15 protein-coding genes and 1 pseudogene are annotated in these 15,905 nt (G+C 73.1%); 7 read left to right on the top strand and 9 right to left on the bottom strand.

Going from position 1 to position 15,905, the window contains the following annotated elements:
• The first annotated feature begins 311 nt into the window (after nt 1-311).
• Nucleotides 312-956 carry a phosphatase PAP2 family protein gene (locus ACLGIH_RS30720; protein WP_416528543.1) on the top strand — a complete coding sequence of 215 codons (645 nt, stop codon included), beginning with the start codon at nt 312-314 and terminating at the stop codon, nt 954-956.
• On the opposite strand, the gene ACLGIH_RS30715 is transcribed toward ACLGIH_RS30720, so the two are convergent.
• The 6 genes from ACLGIH_RS30715 to ACLGIH_RS30690 all read right to left on the bottom strand — a co-directional run bounded on the left by ACLGIH_RS30715 (nt 953) and on the right by ACLGIH_RS30690 (nt 5,631).
• Nucleotides 953-1,723 carry an SRPBCC family protein gene (locus ACLGIH_RS30715; protein ID WP_416528542.1) on the bottom strand — a complete coding sequence of 257 codons (771 nt, stop codon included), beginning with the start codon at nt 1,721-1,723 and terminating at the stop codon, nt 953-955. The genes ACLGIH_RS30720 and ACLGIH_RS30715 overlap by 4 nt on opposite strands.
• Complete coding sequence (locus ACLGIH_RS30710) at nt 1,720-2,082, bottom strand: ArsR/SmtB family transcription factor (RefSeq protein WP_416528541.1); 363 nt, start codon at nt 2,080-2,082, stop codon at nt 1,720-1,722. Before ACLGIH_RS30710 ends, ACLGIH_RS30715 begins: the two co-directional genes overlap by 4 nt.
• Nucleotides 2,083-2,148: 66 nt before the next feature.
• Nucleotides 2,149-2,601 (bottom strand): phospholipase, encoded by a 453-nt coding sequence (locus ACLGIH_RS30705; RefSeq protein WP_416528540.1) that lies wholly within the window; start codon nt 2,599-2,601, stop codon nt 2,149-2,151.
• 221 nt (nt 2,602-2,822) lie between these two features.
• Nucleotides 2,823-3,584, bottom strand: coding sequence for a cupin domain-containing protein (locus tag ACLGIH_RS30700; protein ID WP_416528539.1), 762 nt, complete (start codon nt 3,582-3,584; stop codon nt 2,823-2,825).
• Entirely contained in the window at nt 3,578-4,519 is a 942-nt protein-coding gene (locus tag ACLGIH_RS30695) for a DUF6807 domain-containing protein (RefSeq protein ID WP_416528538.1), read from the bottom strand. Before ACLGIH_RS30695 ends, ACLGIH_RS30700 begins: the two co-directional genes overlap by 7 nt.
• Nucleotides 4,516-5,631 carry a Gfo/Idh/MocA family protein gene (locus ACLGIH_RS30690; protein ID WP_416528537.1) on the bottom strand — a complete coding sequence of 372 codons (1,116 nt, stop codon included), beginning with the start codon at nt 5,629-5,631 and terminating at the stop codon, nt 4,516-4,518. Before ACLGIH_RS30690 ends, ACLGIH_RS30695 begins: the two co-directional genes overlap by 4 nt.
• Before the next feature lie 244 nt (nt 5,632-5,875).
• On the opposite strand from ACLGIH_RS30690, the gene ACLGIH_RS30685 reads away from it, so the two are divergent.
• The gene (locus tag ACLGIH_RS30685; RefSeq protein WP_416528536.1) at nt 5,876-6,472 is read left to right on the top strand and encodes a Dps family protein; all 597 of its coding nucleotides are present in this window, start codon (nt 5,876-5,878) and stop codon (nt 6,470-6,472) included.
• A 242-nt stretch (nt 6,473-6,714) separates the two neighbouring features.
• Nucleotides 6,715-7,674, top strand: coding sequence for an ABC-2 transporter permease (locus ACLGIH_RS30680; RefSeq protein ID WP_416529518.1), 960 nt, complete (start codon nt 6,715-6,717; stop codon nt 7,672-7,674).
• A gap of 512 nt (nt 7,675-8,186) precedes the next feature.
• Here ACLGIH_RS30680 and yicI read toward each other — a convergent pair.
• Nucleotides 8,187-10,457: an alpha-xylosidase gene (gene yicI, locus ACLGIH_RS30675; RefSeq protein WP_416528535.1), complete on the bottom strand. Its 2,271-nt coding sequence runs from the start codon at nt 10,455-10,457 to the stop codon at nt 8,187-8,189.
• A 374-nt stretch (nt 10,458-10,831) separates the two neighbouring features.
• Between yicI and ACLGIH_RS30670 the strand changes: the two genes are divergently transcribed.
• Nucleotides 10,832-12,019, top strand: coding sequence for an MFS transporter (locus tag ACLGIH_RS30670; protein WP_416528534.1), 1,188 nt, complete (start codon nt 10,832-10,834; stop codon nt 12,017-12,019).
• Nucleotides 12,020-12,089: 70 nt separating this feature from the next.
• Complete coding sequence (locus ACLGIH_RS30665; RefSeq protein WP_416528533.1) at nt 12,090-12,830, top strand: maleylpyruvate isomerase family mycothiol-dependent enzyme; 741 nt, start codon at nt 12,090-12,092, stop codon at nt 12,828-12,830.
• A 231-nt stretch (nt 12,831-13,061) separates the two neighbouring features.
• Here ACLGIH_RS30665 and ACLGIH_RS30660 read toward each other — a convergent pair whose 3' ends face one another.
• Nucleotides 13,062-13,442, bottom strand: coding sequence for a MarR family winged helix-turn-helix transcriptional regulator (locus ACLGIH_RS30660; protein WP_416528532.1), 381 nt, complete (start codon nt 13,440-13,442; stop codon nt 13,062-13,064).
• 84 nt (nt 13,443-13,526) lie between these two features.
• Here ACLGIH_RS30660 and ACLGIH_RS30655 point away from each other — a divergent pair, with 84 nt between their 5' ends.
• Nucleotides 13,527-13,820, top strand: coding sequence for a DUF6332 family protein (locus tag ACLGIH_RS30655; RefSeq protein WP_416528531.1), 294 nt, complete (start codon nt 13,527-13,529; stop codon nt 13,818-13,820).
• On the opposite strand, the pseudogene ACLGIH_RS30650 reads toward ACLGIH_RS30655, so the two are convergent.
• Nucleotides 13,781-14,435, bottom strand: a pseudogene (locus ACLGIH_RS30650) (response regulator transcription factor). The gene ACLGIH_RS30655 and the pseudogene ACLGIH_RS30650 overlap by 40 nt on opposite strands.
• Before the next feature lie 501 nt (nt 14,436-14,936).
• Here ACLGIH_RS30650 and ACLGIH_RS30645 point away from each other — a divergent pair.
• A complete protein-coding gene (locus ACLGIH_RS30645) occupies nt 14,937-15,902 on the top strand; it encodes a glycosyltransferase family 2 protein (protein WP_416528530.1) in 966 nt (321 codons plus the stop codon).
• Nucleotides 15,903-15,905: the final 3 nt, after the last annotated feature.

Raw genomic sequence — 15,905 nt, 5'->3', positions numbered from 1 at the left:
CTCCTCTGGGCCGATTTCATGGCGTGGAGTGTGCCGCGCCACGTCCGCCGGAACGCGTGGGGCAGCGGAGGCGCGGGGCACCCGCGCAAGGGACACCCGCGCAGGTGTGCCGGTGGGCGTTCCCGTCGCCCGGACGGGCCCCTCCGGGGCGCCGCCCGATGGGACGCGGATCAGGCTGGTGCGGCAGGTGGCCGGGCAAGGCCGGACACCGGCCGGCCGGCCGGCACCGGCCGCCCGGTGGTCCGCGCACACCCCGCCCACCGGGTCCACCGCCGGGGCGCGGCACACCGCCCATCACGGAGAAGGAGACCATGACCGGACCGACCGACACCGACACCGACGGCGACACGCCAGGGCCGGTCCGCCCCCGCCGGAGGCGGCTCGGCGCCGTGCTGCGGGATCTGCGTGCCGTGGACGGCGCCCTCTACGCGGCGGTGGCCGCCACCCCGACGCCCACGCTGGACCGGGCGCTGCGCCGGCTGTCGCACGCCGCCGACCACTCCAAACTGTCGCTCGGCATCGCCGGGGCCCTCGCCCTGGGTGGTGCGCGCCCGCGCCGGGCGGCCCTGCTCGGGGTCGGGGCGGTGGCCGTCGCCTCGGCCTCCGCCAATCTGCTCGGCAAGCGCCTGGTGCGGCGGCCCCGGCCGGACCGGGAGGCGGCCCGGGTCACGGTGGACCGGCATGTGCCCATGCCCGCGTCGGCGTCGTTCCCGTCCGGCCACACCGCGTCGGCCGTCGCGTTCGCCACCGCCGTCGGGGTGGCCCTCCCGGCGGCGGCCGTCCCGCTCGGCGCCCTGGCGAGCGCCGTCGGCTACTCCCGGGTGCACACCGGCGTGCACTACCCGGGCGACGTGGCGGCCGGCGCCGTGCTGGGCATCGCCAGTGCGGCCACCGCGCTGGCCGCGGCGGCGGCCACCCGGCCGCCGGAGAACCGCTGGTCGGCAGGCGCCGACTAGCCGGCCTTACCGGCCTCCCCGGTTTCGCCGGCCTTACCGGTTTCTCCAGCCTCTCCGGCCTCCCCGGCCTTTCCGGCCTTTCCGGCCTTTCCGGTTTCTCCAGCCTCTCCGGTCTCCCCGGTCTCCCCGGTCTCCCCAGTCTCCCCGGTGTAGAACGCCGTGGTCCGGTCCGCGGCCCCGCGCGCCTCCTCGGGGTCCGTGCCGCCGTCGACGTTCGCCGTGCACCAGCTTTCGCTGCTCTCCCTGATGAACCGCCGCCCCTCGCCCGACATCGTCCAGGCCATGGCCTCCTCCGGGTCGACGGCGGCGCCACCGCTCGCCAGGTGCAGCGTCAGCCCGACGAGCAGCAGGTCGTAGCCGACGCCGACCGCGCCGGGCCCGTACTGCGCCCACTTCTCGTCGTCGATGTGCGCGATGTGCTGGAGTTCGAAGCGGGTACCGTCCTCCTCGGCGCTCAGGTTCAGCTCGATCCAGCTGACGTCGCCGTCGTACTCCCAGGTCGCAGTGAAGCGCCGCGGCGGATCGCAGCTCTCGATCGTGCCGCCGGCGTGGTTCTCCAGCTGGTACCGGCCGCCCAGCTTCAGCTCGCCGCTGATCGGGAGGAACCAGCGCGGGATGCGCTCGGCGCTGGTGCACGCGTCCCAGACGTCGTCGAGCGGGGCGTCGTAGGTGCGGCCGATCGTGACCACACGGGCCTCGCCCGCCTCGAGCGTGCGCTTTCCGACCTCGCGGCGGACGGAGCTGATCTGGTGTGTCACGTCGATCATGACGTACTCCTCGGTGGTTCGTCGGCGCCGCGCAGGCGTCGCTCGCGCTTGCCGCGGGCCAGTTCGGTTGCGAGGGCATCCAGGTGGGGGGTCCAGAAGCGGCGGAACCGGTCGAGCCAGGCGTCGATGTCCTCGAAGGGCGCCGTGCCGACGGCGTACAGCCGCCGGGCGCCCTCCGGGCGCACCGTCGCGAATCCGCTGTCCCGCAGCACCTTCAGATGCTGTGAGACCGCCGGCTGGGATATCCCGAACTCCCTCTGAACGACTTCGCAGACAGCCCCCGAGGTCATCTCGCCGTCGGCCAGGAGCTCCAGGATCCGGCGGCGCACGGGGTCTGCGAGCACATCGAAGGCGTGCATGGGAAAAATGTATCAGCTGCCGCTTATATAAGCGACAGCTGATACTGTACCGCAGACGGACTCCCGTCAGCCGAAGGCCTTTACGGCCTGGTAGTACGTCCAGGCGGTGCTGTTGCAGGCGGTCTTCGTACCGCCGCTGTAGCGGGCGCAGACGCGCTTGAGGTCCTCGTGGAAGGCGCTGTCCAGACGGGCCTTGTTGGCGCTGAAGGACCCCGCCGCCTTGTAGTTGCGGTAGCCGAAGTCGTGCCGCGCGCAGGAGGTGTTGAAGGGGAAGCCGAACGGGTTGTCCGGCGAGGAGGAGCAGTAGTCGGTGGACCAGTCGAACCCGTACGCGGCCCAGGCGGCCTGGTTGGCGCGGGCGGCGGCCCACAGGCTGTAGCTCGACGCGCTCGTCTGCGTCCAGCTCGCGAGCACCTGGGCCCTGTCGGAGGGAGCCGCGTCGGCCGCCGTGGCGGTGCCGACGACGGTGACGACGGAGAGGGCCGAGGCGGCGAGGCCGGTGGCGAGTCTTCGGTGCATCCCACACCTCCATGAGGCACTGCGACCCGCCCCTCGGGCCGCAGGTTCATGACAAGATGATTCGCGTCTCAACAAGGTCGTTACACCCTTGCCGCCGCAACACCCCGTGAATTCCACGGCAGTACGGAAGAGCGGTGCGTGAACGACCGGAGAACGAGGCCGACTTCCCGTCGCCGCGGGCCCGACTTCCCGTCGCGGCGCGCGCCTCGGGCGCTGCCGCCTCACTCCCCCTGGTACGGCAGCGTGGTCCCCGGCAGCGCGTACTCGTCGCGGCGGCCGCACATGCCGTAGCCGCCGCGCCGGGTCGGCTCGGCCCGGTAGGCCGTCGCCTCGCCGAGGTACGCCGGATCGCCCGCGGCCAGCGCCTCCAGGTGGGCTCCGGTGCGCTCCGCGGCGGCCAGCGCACCGGCCCGCCACAGCGCCCGCCAGCCGGGCACCCGGCCGCGGACCAGGCGGGCGGCGGCCCGCTGGAACGCCCGGTACGGGCCGTCGTCACCGGCGGCCAGGGCCCGGCGCAGGGCGAGGTAGCCCTCGACCGCGAGGTCCCTGCGGCGGCGGGCGGCGGCCTCCGTCTCCGGCTCGGTGCCCGGCGGCAGCGTGGCCGCCGCCGCGTAGGCGTCCGGGTCGGCCAGCACCTCGGGCGGGAAGGTGAAGACGGCGTCGCCCGCCTCGGGCAGACCGCTGTTCTGCATCAGCACCGTGACCCGCAGATCGCCGCCCTGCACCATGCGGTGCACGGTGCCCGGGGTGAACCAGGCGACGCAGCCGGGCTCCAGCGGGATCTCCCGGTAGCCGTCGGGGCTCAGGGTCTGCACGGCGCCCCGGCCGCCGGTGACGACGTACGCCTCCGTGCACACCAGGTGCAGGTGCGGGCTGCCGCCGCACACGCCGTCCGCGGCGGTCCAGTCGTAGGCGGTCAGGTGGGAGAGTCCCACGGCGCCCGGCAGCGGGCGCGGGAGCGCGGGTCCGGCGTCGCTCACCACGGCAGGCGGCGCAGATACGTGCCGACGCGGTCGCGGTCCCAGGCTCCGTCGGCGACCAGCAGCCGGTAGCGGTAGGCGAAGGACTCCCCCGGCGGCAGCGCGAACTCCTCGAAGAACGCCCAGGAGAACGCCACCGTGGGAGTCGGCTCGGAGCGTACGAACCAGTGCGAGGGGTGGATCGCGGACTTCTCGTCGAGGTTCTCGGGCGCGTGCGCGAAGACGAGGGTGGAGTGCGCGTCGGCCTCGTCGTGCTCGGCGGTGAACGCCAGCCACGGGCTCTGGGTGCCCATCAGCTTCCCGGCGTCGGCCTCGCCTTCGGGGGCGAAGACCGTGCCGCCGGTGAAGTCGCGGGGACCGCGCCAGTGGAGACCGGTGTAGCCGGCCATCTCACGGCCCGCGGTGGTCGGGGAGCCGAGGACGAGCGGGGCGTCACGGGTGTTGGTGAGGCGGATCGACCAGTCCAGCGCCCAGGCGCCGGCCTCCTCGTCGACCGCGTGGACGGCCAGCCCGCGTTCCTCACTCGCCCAGGCCCCGCCGCCGTTCTCGATCCAGGTGAGGTGCTCGGTGAGGGCGAGCCGGTCCGCCTCGACCGTGAGGTCGGCGAAGCCGTCGTGGCGCATGGAGCCGACGCGGTCGGGCAGGGGCAGGTAACCCCGGCCGTGGACATAGGAGTTGCCGCCCCAGAAGTTCTGCCCGGACAGATGACTGGCCGTCATCTGCACGCCCTTGTGCCAGCGGTGGTCGTTCGGCCGGTACCCGGTCACCGTGCGCCCGGCGAGGGTGCGCACCGGGTGGGCGTACGGCTTGCGGGACTCGAACGGGTCGGGGTCGGGACGGTAGACGTAACGGAGGATCTCGGTACCGTTCGCCGCGGTCACCGTGATGTCCTCCCCGTGGGTGTGGCTGACCCGGATGGCGCCGCTGCCACCGCTCATGCCTGCTCCTTCGGGGCCCAGTCGGGGTGGTCGCCGTGCATGACGGCGTAGAAGGGGTCGCCGGGGCCGATCTCCCCCGCGTGCACCGGCCGTCCGGTGAACGCCGCCTTGTACAGGGCGGCGGCGAACTCCAGGGTGGCGCGGGCGTCCTCGCCGCTGCCCGGGGGCCGGGTACCGGCGTCCCAGGCGTCGAGGAGGGCGCCGAGCTGCGCCGTGTGCGAGCTGGGCACGTCGGCCGTGGGGGTGCGCCAGGCGGCGGCGCGCGCGGGGTCGACGTGCCGGGCGGGCGTGTAGGTCCAGTCGTCGTTGCGGTGGCCGTACAGGTGGGTCAGCTCCACCGTCGCGTCGGCGCAGTCGACCCGGATACGGCTCACCTCGTCCGGCGAGAGGACGCTGTTGACCACCGTGGCCAGGGCGCCGCCCGCGAAGCGCACCAGGGCCGTGGAGACGTCCTCGCTCTCGGTGGCGTGCACCAGACGGGAGGCCATGGCCCGGATCTCCGCCCACGGACCGAGCAGGTGCAGCAGCAGGTCGTACTGGTGGATGCCGTGGCCCATGGTCGGACCGCCGCCCTCGGTGTCCCAGCGCCCGCGCCAGGGCACCGCGTAGTAGGCGGCGTCGCGGTGCCAGGTGGTCTGGCAGTGCGCGACGAGCGGGGCACCCAGCTCGCCGCTCGTGATCAGCCGGCGGGCGTGCTCGGCGCCCGAGCCGTATCGGTGCTGGAAGACGACGGACGCGTACGCGCCCGAGGCCTCCTCGGCCGCCGCGATGTCGTCGTACTCGGCGAGCGACAGGCACAGCGGCTTCTCGCACAGCACCCAGGCACCCGCCTTGAGCGCCGCCACCGTCTGCTCCCGGTGCAGGGACGGCGGCGTGCCGATGAGGACCAGGTCGGGGCGTACGGCGTCGAGCATCGCGCCGACCGAGGTGTACCCGGCGACCGTCCCGCCCGCGCGGGCCCGGAAGGCGTCGAGCCGGCCGGGGTCCACGTCCACGGCGGCGGCCAGCTCCACCCGGTCGGCGTGGGCCCGCAGCGCGGGCAGGTGACCGCCGGTGACGATGGCGCCGGTGCCGACGACGGCGACGCGGCGACGGGCGGGGGGTGGGGGCATGCGGACTCCCGGGACACCGACGACAGAAAGCGCTTGCACTCCGGATGACCTTAGAGGCGGCCCGTGGTCCGGACAACCCCCTCTCCCGGCCTCGGCGGCACCGCCCGCGCGCCTCGCGTGCCTCACTCGGGTCGCAGCGTTTGCGGGGCCCGTGACCGGCTGATCGACTGTCGCAGGGGCCCCGACGCCGGCCGCGCGCGGCGCACCGGCACCCTCCCCGTCGCTCCCCGGAAGGAGTCCAGGCGTGACCAGCGATCCGAAGCCCACGGCCGCGGCGCAGCACCCCGACGGCAGCCAGCCGTGGCTGCACCAGCAGGGCCGCGTCATTCAGGAGTTCGGCACCGTCAAGCAGTTCCCCGTGGCCCTGTCCATGGGCGCCCGCCTCTACTCCTGCCAGCGGCTCAACAAGGTCCTGGCGGACACGCGCATCCTGCACGACCTGTACAAGAAGTACCACTGGCTGATGCGCGGGGCGACCTTCTACCAGCTGCATCTGCTGATGGACAAGCACGCGGGCGAGCAGCTGGAGCTGATCGACACGATGGCCGAGCGCGTCCAGACACTGGGCGGTGTCGCCGTCGGCGATCCCCGGCACGTCGCGGAGATCACCACGGTGCGGCGCCCGCCGGACGGCGTGGAGGAGGTGCCGGCCATGCTGTCGCGGCTGCTGGAGGCGCACGAGCTGATCCTCGCCGAGTGCCACGACGCCGCCGCCCGCATCCAGGAGCAGGGCGACGACGGGACCAACGACATCCTGGTCTCGGACGTCATCCGCACCAACGAGCTCCAGGCCTGGTTCGTGGCCGAACACCTCGTCGACACGCCCCTGGTGCGCGTCTGACCGCGCCGGGCGGACCGGACGACATGGCCGACATCCCACACGGCGCGCACGGCGCACCACACGGCGCGCACGGCGAACCGCACGGCACGCACAGCGAACCGCACGGTACGCACGACGTCCCGCGCGATTCGCACGAGGTCCCGCGCGGCGGAGCGCACGGTGCGCACGGCCGGCCGCCGACGCCGGCGCAGCGGTGGTCCGCGTTCCGTGCGTCACCGCTGTGGCCAGCCACCGTGCTGGTGATGATCCTCGCCGCGGCGGCCGGACTCTTCGCGTGGTCCTACACCTACTCCATGGCCGATCCCACGCCGCGCTCGATCCCCACGGCGGTGGTCGGCTCCTACGACGAGGCCCGCGGCCGTGCCTATCTGGCCGGGTTGGAGAAGGCGCTCAACGCCTCGGTGAAGGTGCACCCTTATGACAGCGCGGCCGCCGCCCGCCGGGCCGTCGAGGAGCAGGACGTCTTCGCGATCTTCGAGTTGCGCGAGGACGGACGCAGGGCGGTCCTGGACCTGTCGAGCGCGTCGGGCGCCTCGGTGGCCCAGGTACTGGCCGAGGCGGCACCCGAGGTCGGCAGGCAGACCGGGGTCGCGGTGACGGTGCGGGACATCAACCCGCTGCAGGAGGGCGATCCGCGCGGACTGGCGATCTTCTACATCTCGCTGGCCGCCGTCATCATCGGCTTCGTCGGGGCGATCCAGCTGAGCGTGCACGCCCGGGCCCTCACTCCGCCCGAGCGCATCGCGTTCACGGCCGCCTACGCGCTGCTCGGGGGGTTCGCCATCGCGGCGGCGGTGGACTGGCTGCTCGGCGCCCTGGTCCTGCCCTTCGTGGAGTCGTGGCTGATCCTGGCACTCACCATGTTCGCCAGCGGCATGGTCTTCACCATGTTCAACACCCTGGTCGGGCGCTGGGCGATGCTGCCGACCTGGGGACTGATGGTGCTGCTGGGCAACCCGTCGTCCGGCGGAGCGGTGTCCTGGGCGCTGCTGCCGTCCCCGCTGGGCGAGATCGGCCGGTGGCTGCCGCCCGGTGCGTCGGTCAACGCCCAGCACACGGCGGTGTACTTCCCCGACCACCAGCACGCGTTCCCCTTCCTGGTGCTGGCCGGCTGGGCGTTGCTGTCCTGCACGGTCTTCTGGATCTGGCGGCACCGGCACCCGGGGAGCCGGGAGAAGCACCCGGCACACGCCGGCCCGTGACGGTGCCGGGCGTGCGGACGTGCACCGGCCCGGGACGGCGTGGCCGCCCGCCCAGGTGGCGCGCTCCAGGCAGCGGGAGAGCCGGCTCAGCCGCGGGGCAGCGCATGGGCATCACCGGATGACCGGCAGCGGGCCGGCCGCCCGGTGGCCGTGCGGAAGACGGAGCACGTGCGGGACGTCCGCGCCGGAGTCAGGGCATCGAGGAGAGCGGGACACATCTCCGACACATACGGGTATCCGGAGGCGTCCGTCTCCAGGGCCATGCCGGCCTCGGACGGCATGGCCGGGCGGTGGCTCCAGGTGCGGCCGGTCCTTCCCGCAGCCGCACCGCTCCCTCACCATGCGACAACTCCCGGACGGTCAGCCGATCGGAGGCGGCGCTCGGCCTCCGGGCCGGGAAGCCGACGAGCCACCCGGAGTCGGTCGCGTTCTCGACGTGAGCGCAGTTCACCTCAGCAACTCCCCGGGGATCTCCCGCACCCCGGCCACGCGCGCCCGGGCCGGCTGTGCCCTCACCCCAGCGGCACCGTCACCTCCCGCGCCCCCTCGGCGCTCGCGCCGCCCGGCACCCGCACGGTGAACGGGCGGTCGGTGCCGTCGGCGGTGACCCGCAGCAGATCGCCCTCGCGCCGCACCCGGAACGTCGCGGCCGGCGCGCCCGTCGGACCGGGCACGGTCACCGCGGCGCCGTACGCGGGCGAGGCGGACGGGTGGACCAGCAGCGTCGGGGCGTCCAGCCAGTCGCCGTCGGGGCGACGGTCGTCGCCGGCCAGCGGCAGGACGGCGCCCTCACGGACGTACAGCGGCAGGCTGTCGTAGCCGTGCCGCTCGGTGCGCCACGCCGGTCCGGTGACCCGCTCACCGCTCAGGAGGTGGGTCCAGGTGCCCTCGGGCAGATAGACCTCGACCTCGCCGTCCCCGGTGAACACGGGGGCGACCAGCAGGTCCGGACCGAGCATGTACTGGCGGTCCAGCGGGCGGCACGCGGGATCGCGCGGGAACTCCAGCACCATGGGCCGCATCATCGGCACGCCGGTGCGGTGGGCCTCGACGGCGGCACCGTACAGGTACGGCATCAGCCGGTGTTTGAGCAGCGTGAACCGGCGGGCCACGTCGACCGCCTCCGTCCCGAACTCCCACGGCACCCGGTACGACGCCGAGCCGTGCAGCCGGCTGTGCGAGGAGAGCAGGCCGAAGGCCAGCCAGCGCTTGAAGACGGCGGGGTCGGGCGTGCCCTCGAAGCCGCCGATGTCGTGGCTCCAGAAACCGAAGCCGCTCAGGGACAGCGACAGGCCGCCCCGGAGGGATTCGGCCATGGCCTCGAAGGAGGACCAGCAGTCGCCGCCCCAGTGCACGGGGTACTGCTGGCCGCCCGCGGTCGCGGACCGCGCGAACAGCACGGCCTCGCCCTGCCCGCGCTCCTTCTCCAGCAGTTCGAAGACGGTCCGGTTGTAGAGGTGGGTGTAGTAGTTGTGCATCCGCTCCGGGTCGGAGCCGTCGTGCCAGACCACGTCGGTGGGGACGCGTTCGCCGAAGTCGGTCTTGAAGCAGTCCACGCCCTGGTCGAGCAGCGGTCTGAGCTTGGCGACGTACCAGGCGCGGGCCTCGGGGCTGGTGAAGTCGACCAGGCCCATTCCGGCCTGCCACAGGTCCCACTGCCACACGTCGCCGTTCGGCCGGCGCACCAGGTGGCCGAGGGCGGCGGCCTCCTCGAACAGCGGGGACTTCTGGGCGATGTAGGGGTTGATCCAGACACTGACCCTCAGTCCCTTGGCCTTCAGCCGCGCGAGCAGGCCGTCCGGGTCGGGGAAGACCTCCGGGTCCCACTGGAAGTCGCACCACTGGTACTCGCGCATCCAGAAGCAGTCGAAGTGGAAGACGGACAGCGGGATGCCGCGCTCGGCCATGCCGTCGACGAACGACATCACCGTCTCCTCGTCGTACGAGGTGGTGAACGAGGTGCTCAGCCAGAGTCCGAACGACCAGGCGGGCGGCAGGGCCGGGCGGCCGGTGAGGGCCGTGTAGCGGGCCAGGACGTCCTTGGGGGCCGGCCCGGCGACGACGTAGTACTCCAGCGTCTGGTCCTCGACGCTGAACTGCACCTGGCCGACGGATTCCGAGCCGACCTCGAAGGAGACGGCGCCGGGGTGGTTGACGAAGACGCCGTAGCCGCGGGAGGAGAGGTAGAACGGGACGTTCTTGTAGGCCTGTTCGCTGCTGGTGCCGCCGTCGGCCTGCCAGATGTCGACCACCTGGCCGTTCTTGACGAACGGTGTGAAGCGCTCGCCGAGGCCGTAGATGTGCTCGCCGACGCCGAGCGCGAGCCGGGCGAGCATGTGGTGGGCACCGTCGCCGGTGGTGGCGAAGGCGGTGCCCTTGGCGTTCGCCCGGGTCAGCTCCCGGCCGTCCGCGTCGAGGAAGGCGAGCGCCCAGGGGCCGTCGCGGTCCATCCGCAGGGTCAGCGGGCCGCTGGTCAGCTCGGTGACGGTGCCGTCCTGGCGCACCGCACCGGCGCCGTCCGGAGTCTCCGCGAGCGCGAAGTCGGGGCCCCGGTGCCGTCTGCCGGCGTGGTGGGTGACCCGGACGCCGATGACGCCCTCGGCCGGCGAGAAGCACGCGACCGTGAGCAGCGGCCCGTTGAGGGTGTCGCCTCTGCGGGGCACCCGCGTCACGGCGGCATGGGTGGTGAAGCGCTTCGATTCGAGGCGCACGTCACGTACTTCGGTGGCGTACGAGAGATGCACACCCTCACGGGTGAGCCAGAAGCCGTCGGTGAACTTCATGATCTTCCTCGGGAAGGCGGCAGCAGTGCTCCGATCGTACACACCGCACCCGCGGAGAACAGGGGTATACATGAAGGAACACCTCCTTGAACTGGGGTGATTCGCCGACCGGTGGCGACCGTGACCGCGCCGTCCAGCACCGGGCCCCGGCGTCGGTGCCGGCAGGGGGAACAGCGGGTCCCGCAGCAGGTCAAGGGCTTCGGCAGTCGGCCGCCAAGCCCCGTCGAAGCGCTTCACCGGCAGCAGCTTCACCGGGGCTGACGGCACCCTGCGCCCTTGCGCGACGGCGAGGCCGCAATGCCCTTGCCCCGCCCTGCGACCCCGCCTAGCCTGAGTTTGTGCCGCTAATAAACAAAACCCGATCGCACAACGCCGTGCCGGGCCCCCGCAACGACCTCTCACGTCTCCGTATCGCCCTGACCGTCTTCTTCGGCCTCGACGGGTTCGTCTTCGCGGGCTGGGTGGTCCGCATCCCGTCGATCAAGGAACAGACCGGCGCCTCGGCCAGTGCCCTCGGGCTGGCCCTGCTCGGCGTCTCCGCGGGCGCCGTCGTCACCATGACGCTCACCGGACGTCTGTGCCGCCGCTACGGCAGCCATCCGGTCACCGTCGTCTGCGCCGTCCTGCTCTCCCTGAGCGTCGCCCTGCCGCCGCTCACCCACTCTCCGCTCGCCCTGGGCGCCGTGCTGCTCGTCTTCGGCAGTGCCTACGGCGGTATCAACGTCGCCTTCAACAGCGCGGCCGTGGATCTGGTGGCCGTGCTGCAACGGCCCGTCATGCCCAGCTTCCACGCCGCGTTCAGCCTCGGCGGCATGATCGGCGCCGGGCTGGGCGGGCTCGTCGCCGGGTCGCTGTCGCCGGTGAGGCACCTGCTCGGGCTGACCGTGATCGGCCTGCTGGTCACGCTGGTGGCGGGCCGTGCCCTGCTGCGCTGCGAGCCTCCGGTCCCGCCGGAGCGGATTCTCCGGGACGCTCCCCGGGACGGGGCGGCCGCCCCGCGGCGGATGGCCGGCCGCACCCGCGCCCTGGTCATCACGTTCGGCGTGATCGCCCTGTGCACCGCCTACGGCGAAGGGGCCATGGCCGACTGGGGCGCCCTCCATCTGGAACAGGACCTCGACGCCTCACCGGGCCTCGCGGCGGCCGGGTACGCCTGTTTCGCGCTGGCGATGACCGTCGGCAGGCTGGCCGGCACGACCCTGCTGGAGCGCCTGGGGCGGACCCGCACGGTGGTGGCCGGGGGCACGGTGGCGGCGGCCGGCATGCTGCTGGGCTCGCTCGCTCCTTCGGTGTGGGCGGCGCTGTTCGGCTTCGCGATCACCGGACTGGGGCTCGCCAACATCTTCCCCGTCGCCGTGGAGCGGGCAGGGGCGCTGGGCGGCCCCGGCGGCGTCGCCACCGCGTCCACGCTGGGCTACGGCGGCATGTTGCTCGGGCCGCCCGCCATCGGGTTCATGGCCGACTGGTTCTCCCTGCCGGCCGCGCTCACCAGCGTGGCGGCCCTGGCCGCGGTGGCCGTGCTCATCACGTGCGCGACCCGGCGCACGGCGGCCCGGGGCTGACCCGCCGCCGCCCACGGGCAGTGGGACCGTGCCGTCCCCTGGAGGGCACTCCATGGGGCACACTCCTGGCATGGAGACTGCCATGTACGTGCGCGTCCTGGACCGGGAAGGCCGGGCGCTGGCGGCGGCCGCCGAGGCGGCGGGCACCGACGCCAAAGTGCCGAGCTGCCCCGGCTGGCAGATACGGGACCTGCTGCGGCACACGGGAATGGTCCACCGCTGGGCGGCGGCGTTCGTCGCCGAGGGGCACACCTCCTACCACCCCGACGGAGGGCAGCCCGACCTCGACGGCGCCGGGTTGCTGGCCTGGTTCCGCGAGGGGCACCGGTATCTCGTCGACACCCTGTCCGCCGCCGCCCCCGACGTGGAGTGCTGGCACTTCCTGCCGGCCCCGTCGCCGCTGGCGTTCTGGGCCCGGCGTCAGGCGCACGAGACGACCGTGCACCGGATCGACGCGGAGTCGGCCACCGGTGCCGCCCCGGACGGCATCGACGCCGCGTTCGCCGTTGACGGCATCGAGGAGCTGCTGCTCGGCTTCCACGCCCGCGCGAAGAGCCGGGTCCGCAGCGAGGAGCCTCGCCTGCTGCGGGTGCGGGTGACCGACGTGGCCGGCGCCGTGTGGAACGTGCGGCTGTCGGACCGGCCGCCGGTGGCCGAGCGGGGCGACGCCGGGGACGCGGACTGCGAGGTGGCCGGGGAGGCGGCGCGACTGTACCTGGCGCTGTGGAACCGGCTGTCGTTCCCTGAGGTCACCGGGGATGCCTCGCTCGCGGCCCTGTGGCGCGAGTCCTCGGCCGTGACCTGGAGCTGAGGCCGCCTCAGCCGAGGCGGCGGGCGTCCGCGTCGTGCGGGTCGGGCCGGGTCGGGCCGGGTCGGGTCGGGTCGGGTCGGGTCGGGTCGGGTCGGGTCGGGTCGGACCAACGTCGCGCGGGGCCGGGTAGGACCAACGTCGCGCGGGGCCGGGTAGGACCAACGTCGTGCGGGACCTGGCCGGTCCGCGTCGGGGCCGGATGCGCTCGCGTCGTGCGGGGCGGACGCCGGGTCAGTCCGCGAGCATGCGGCTCAGCACCGCCCGCTGCACCGGCAGCACCCGTCCGTGCAGGGCGCGGCCCTTCGCGGTGAGGCCGACCCGTACACCGCGCCGGTCCTCCGCGCACATGGTGCGCTCGACGAGACCGTCCTTCTCCAGCCGGGCGATCAGCCGGGACAGGGCGCTCTGGCTCAGATGGACCCGCTCGGAGATCTCCTGGACGCGGTAGGCGCACGGCCGGTTCGCGGCCAGCACGTCGAGAACCTCGAAGTCGCTGGCGCACAGGCCGTGATGGTGCAGGGCGCGGTCCAGCTCGCACTGGATGCGGGCGTGCAGCGCGAGGATGCCGCGCCACTGCTCCACGAGCGCCTGTTCGCCCCTTGTCCCCGCCATGCGCGGCACCGTAGCAGAGAGCGGGCGCCGTCCGCGCCGGCGCGGAAGCGGCAGCGCATCCGGGCGCATGAAAGACTTCCCGGCATGACCAGCACTCACAGCCACGGGGGACGGCGCACACAGGCCGAGCGGGACGCGATCACCGTCGAGATCGGGTACGCCTTGTTCAGCGCGGCGTTCGCCGCGGCGGTGCTGTTCGGAGCGGTGGCGGGACCGGCGTACGTGTTCGGGCTGCCGGCCGGCGTACGGCGCGCGCTGGTCGCCGCGGGGACGGTGGCGGCCGTCCTGGTCTTCTTCGTCCGCGTGGTGAGCGTGCTGGTCCGCTTCGGCCGCCCGTCTCAGCCCAGCCAGCCCGGCCGTACCAGCCCCGATTCGTAGGCGAGCACCACCAGTTGCGCCCGGCCGCGGGCGCCGAGTTTGACCATGGTGCGGCTGACGTGGGTCTTCGCGGTGAGCGGGCTGACCACCAGCCTGCGGGCGATCTCCTCGTTGGACAGGCCGATGCCGACGAGGGCCATCACCTCGCGCTCCCGCTCGGTGAGGCCGGCCAGGGCGTCGCCGGCCGCCGGTTCCTTGGAGCGGGCGGCGAACTCGGCGATCAGCCGGCGGGTCACGCCCGGCGACCGCAGCGCGTCGCCGTCGACGACGGCCCGTACGGCGCGCACCAGTTCCTCCGGCTCGGTGTCCTTGACCAGGAAGCCGGAGGCGCCGGAGCGGATCGCCTCGAAGACGTACTCGTCGAGTTCGAAGGTGGTCAGCATGACGACCTTCACGTCCTTCAGCTCCGCCTCCCCGGTCACGCGGCGGGTGGCGGCGAGGCCGTCGAGCACGGGCATGCGGATGTCCATCAGGACGACGTCGGGCCGCAGTTCGCCGGACGGACCGCAGCGCCTCCTCGCCGTCCGCGGCCTCCCCCGCCACCTCGATGTCCGGCTGGGCGTCGAGCAGGGCCCGGAAGCCGGCCCGCACCAGCGACTGGTCGTCGGCGAGCAGTACGCGAAGGGGTCCAGGACGGCTCGCTGCCCTGCTGTCCCTGGGCGGCGAAGCCCGTGCCGACCAGGACGAAGGCCGTGATCAGCAGGGTGGAGCGCCAGGCCACCGGGGGCGGCGCTCCTCTTCGCCCCAGGGGTTCCACCACGGCGGCCCGTGCCGCCACCACCGCGGCGGGCCGCCCGCGCTCGCCTGCTGCTCGTCCATGGCCGCCACGCCAGACGCGTGCCGCCCCGCTCGACGTCACCCGCGCGTGGTGACCCCATGTACTCCCCGCGAAGTACGGCCCCGCCGTCCCCGGTCCCCCGCCGGAACACCCTGAACGCCGCGAACACCCCGGACACCCTGAAACACCTGTGAACAACGCCTTCGGCAGGCACGGGACACCGAGAATTCATATCCGCTGCGAACGGTGTTCACCTCTCCGCGCCTCGGCCGACACCGTCCCTTTCGGGAACATCGTTAACCTGTTCCAATCCCCACCCTTCGAGCTGAGAGGCCCGCGTGCCGAAACTGTCCGTCGTCGTCCCCATGCACAATGTGGGAGCCTTCGCCGAGAGCACTCTGAGAAGTCTGGCCAACAACGCGCACCCCGACTTCGAATTCCTGCTCGTCGACGACTGCTCCACGGACTCCACCCCATGGGTGATCGACCGCTGGGCCGAGCGGCTTCCCCGCGCGAAGGTGATCCGGCACGAGACGAACATGGGGATAGCCCAGGCACGCAACAGCGGAATCGACGCGGCGAGCGGCGAGTTCCTCACCTTCCTGGACGGCGACGACTGGTACGGACCGGGACACCTCTCGGAACTGGTCGCCGCGGTGGAGGAGTTGGGCTGCGACTTCGCCCGCACCGATCACGTCCAGGCCACCGGCACCGAGCGGGTGGTCCGGCGGCCTCCGGCCCGGCTGCGCAACGCCGTGATGGATCCGCGCGAGGGAATAGCGCCGGCCGACCGGGAGACGATGGTCGACTACCCCTTCGTCTGGGCCGGAATTTACCGCCGGCACCTGTTCGACGACGGCGGAATGCGCTTCGCGACCGAGCTGCGCACGGCCGAGGACCGGCTGTGGATATGGCGCCTGCATCTCAAAGCCCGGACATACGCCTCCCTCGGCCTGCACGGGGTGTTCTACCGGCGGGGAGTGGCCACGTCGCTCACCCAGATCAAGGACTCCCGGCAACTGGACTTCATCCCGGCGTACGACGCCCTGCTGCGGGACGTGAGGGAGGACCCGGAGGCCGAGCGGTTCCTCCCCAAGGCCGTGCGGACCTACTGCGCCATGATCGCGTTCCACGTCGGCAAGGTGGACGAGTACGAGGCCTCGGCGGCCCAGCGGCTGCGGCGCGAGGCGAGCGCCGCCCTCCACCGGATGCCCCAGCACGTGCTGGAGGAGACCCTCGGAACCATCGACAGTACGCGGAGCAGGTTGCTCAACCGCCTGCGTGACGGGCGGAAGGCGGCCTGATCC

This window comes from Streptomyces hamibioticus, assembly GCF_047946815.1.
Lineage (GTDB): Bacteria > Actinomycetota > Actinomycetes > Streptomycetales > Streptomycetaceae > Streptomyces.
The sequence above is the reverse complement of the archived record's forward strand: the minus strand, read 5'-3'. Positions and strand labels throughout refer to the sequence as shown.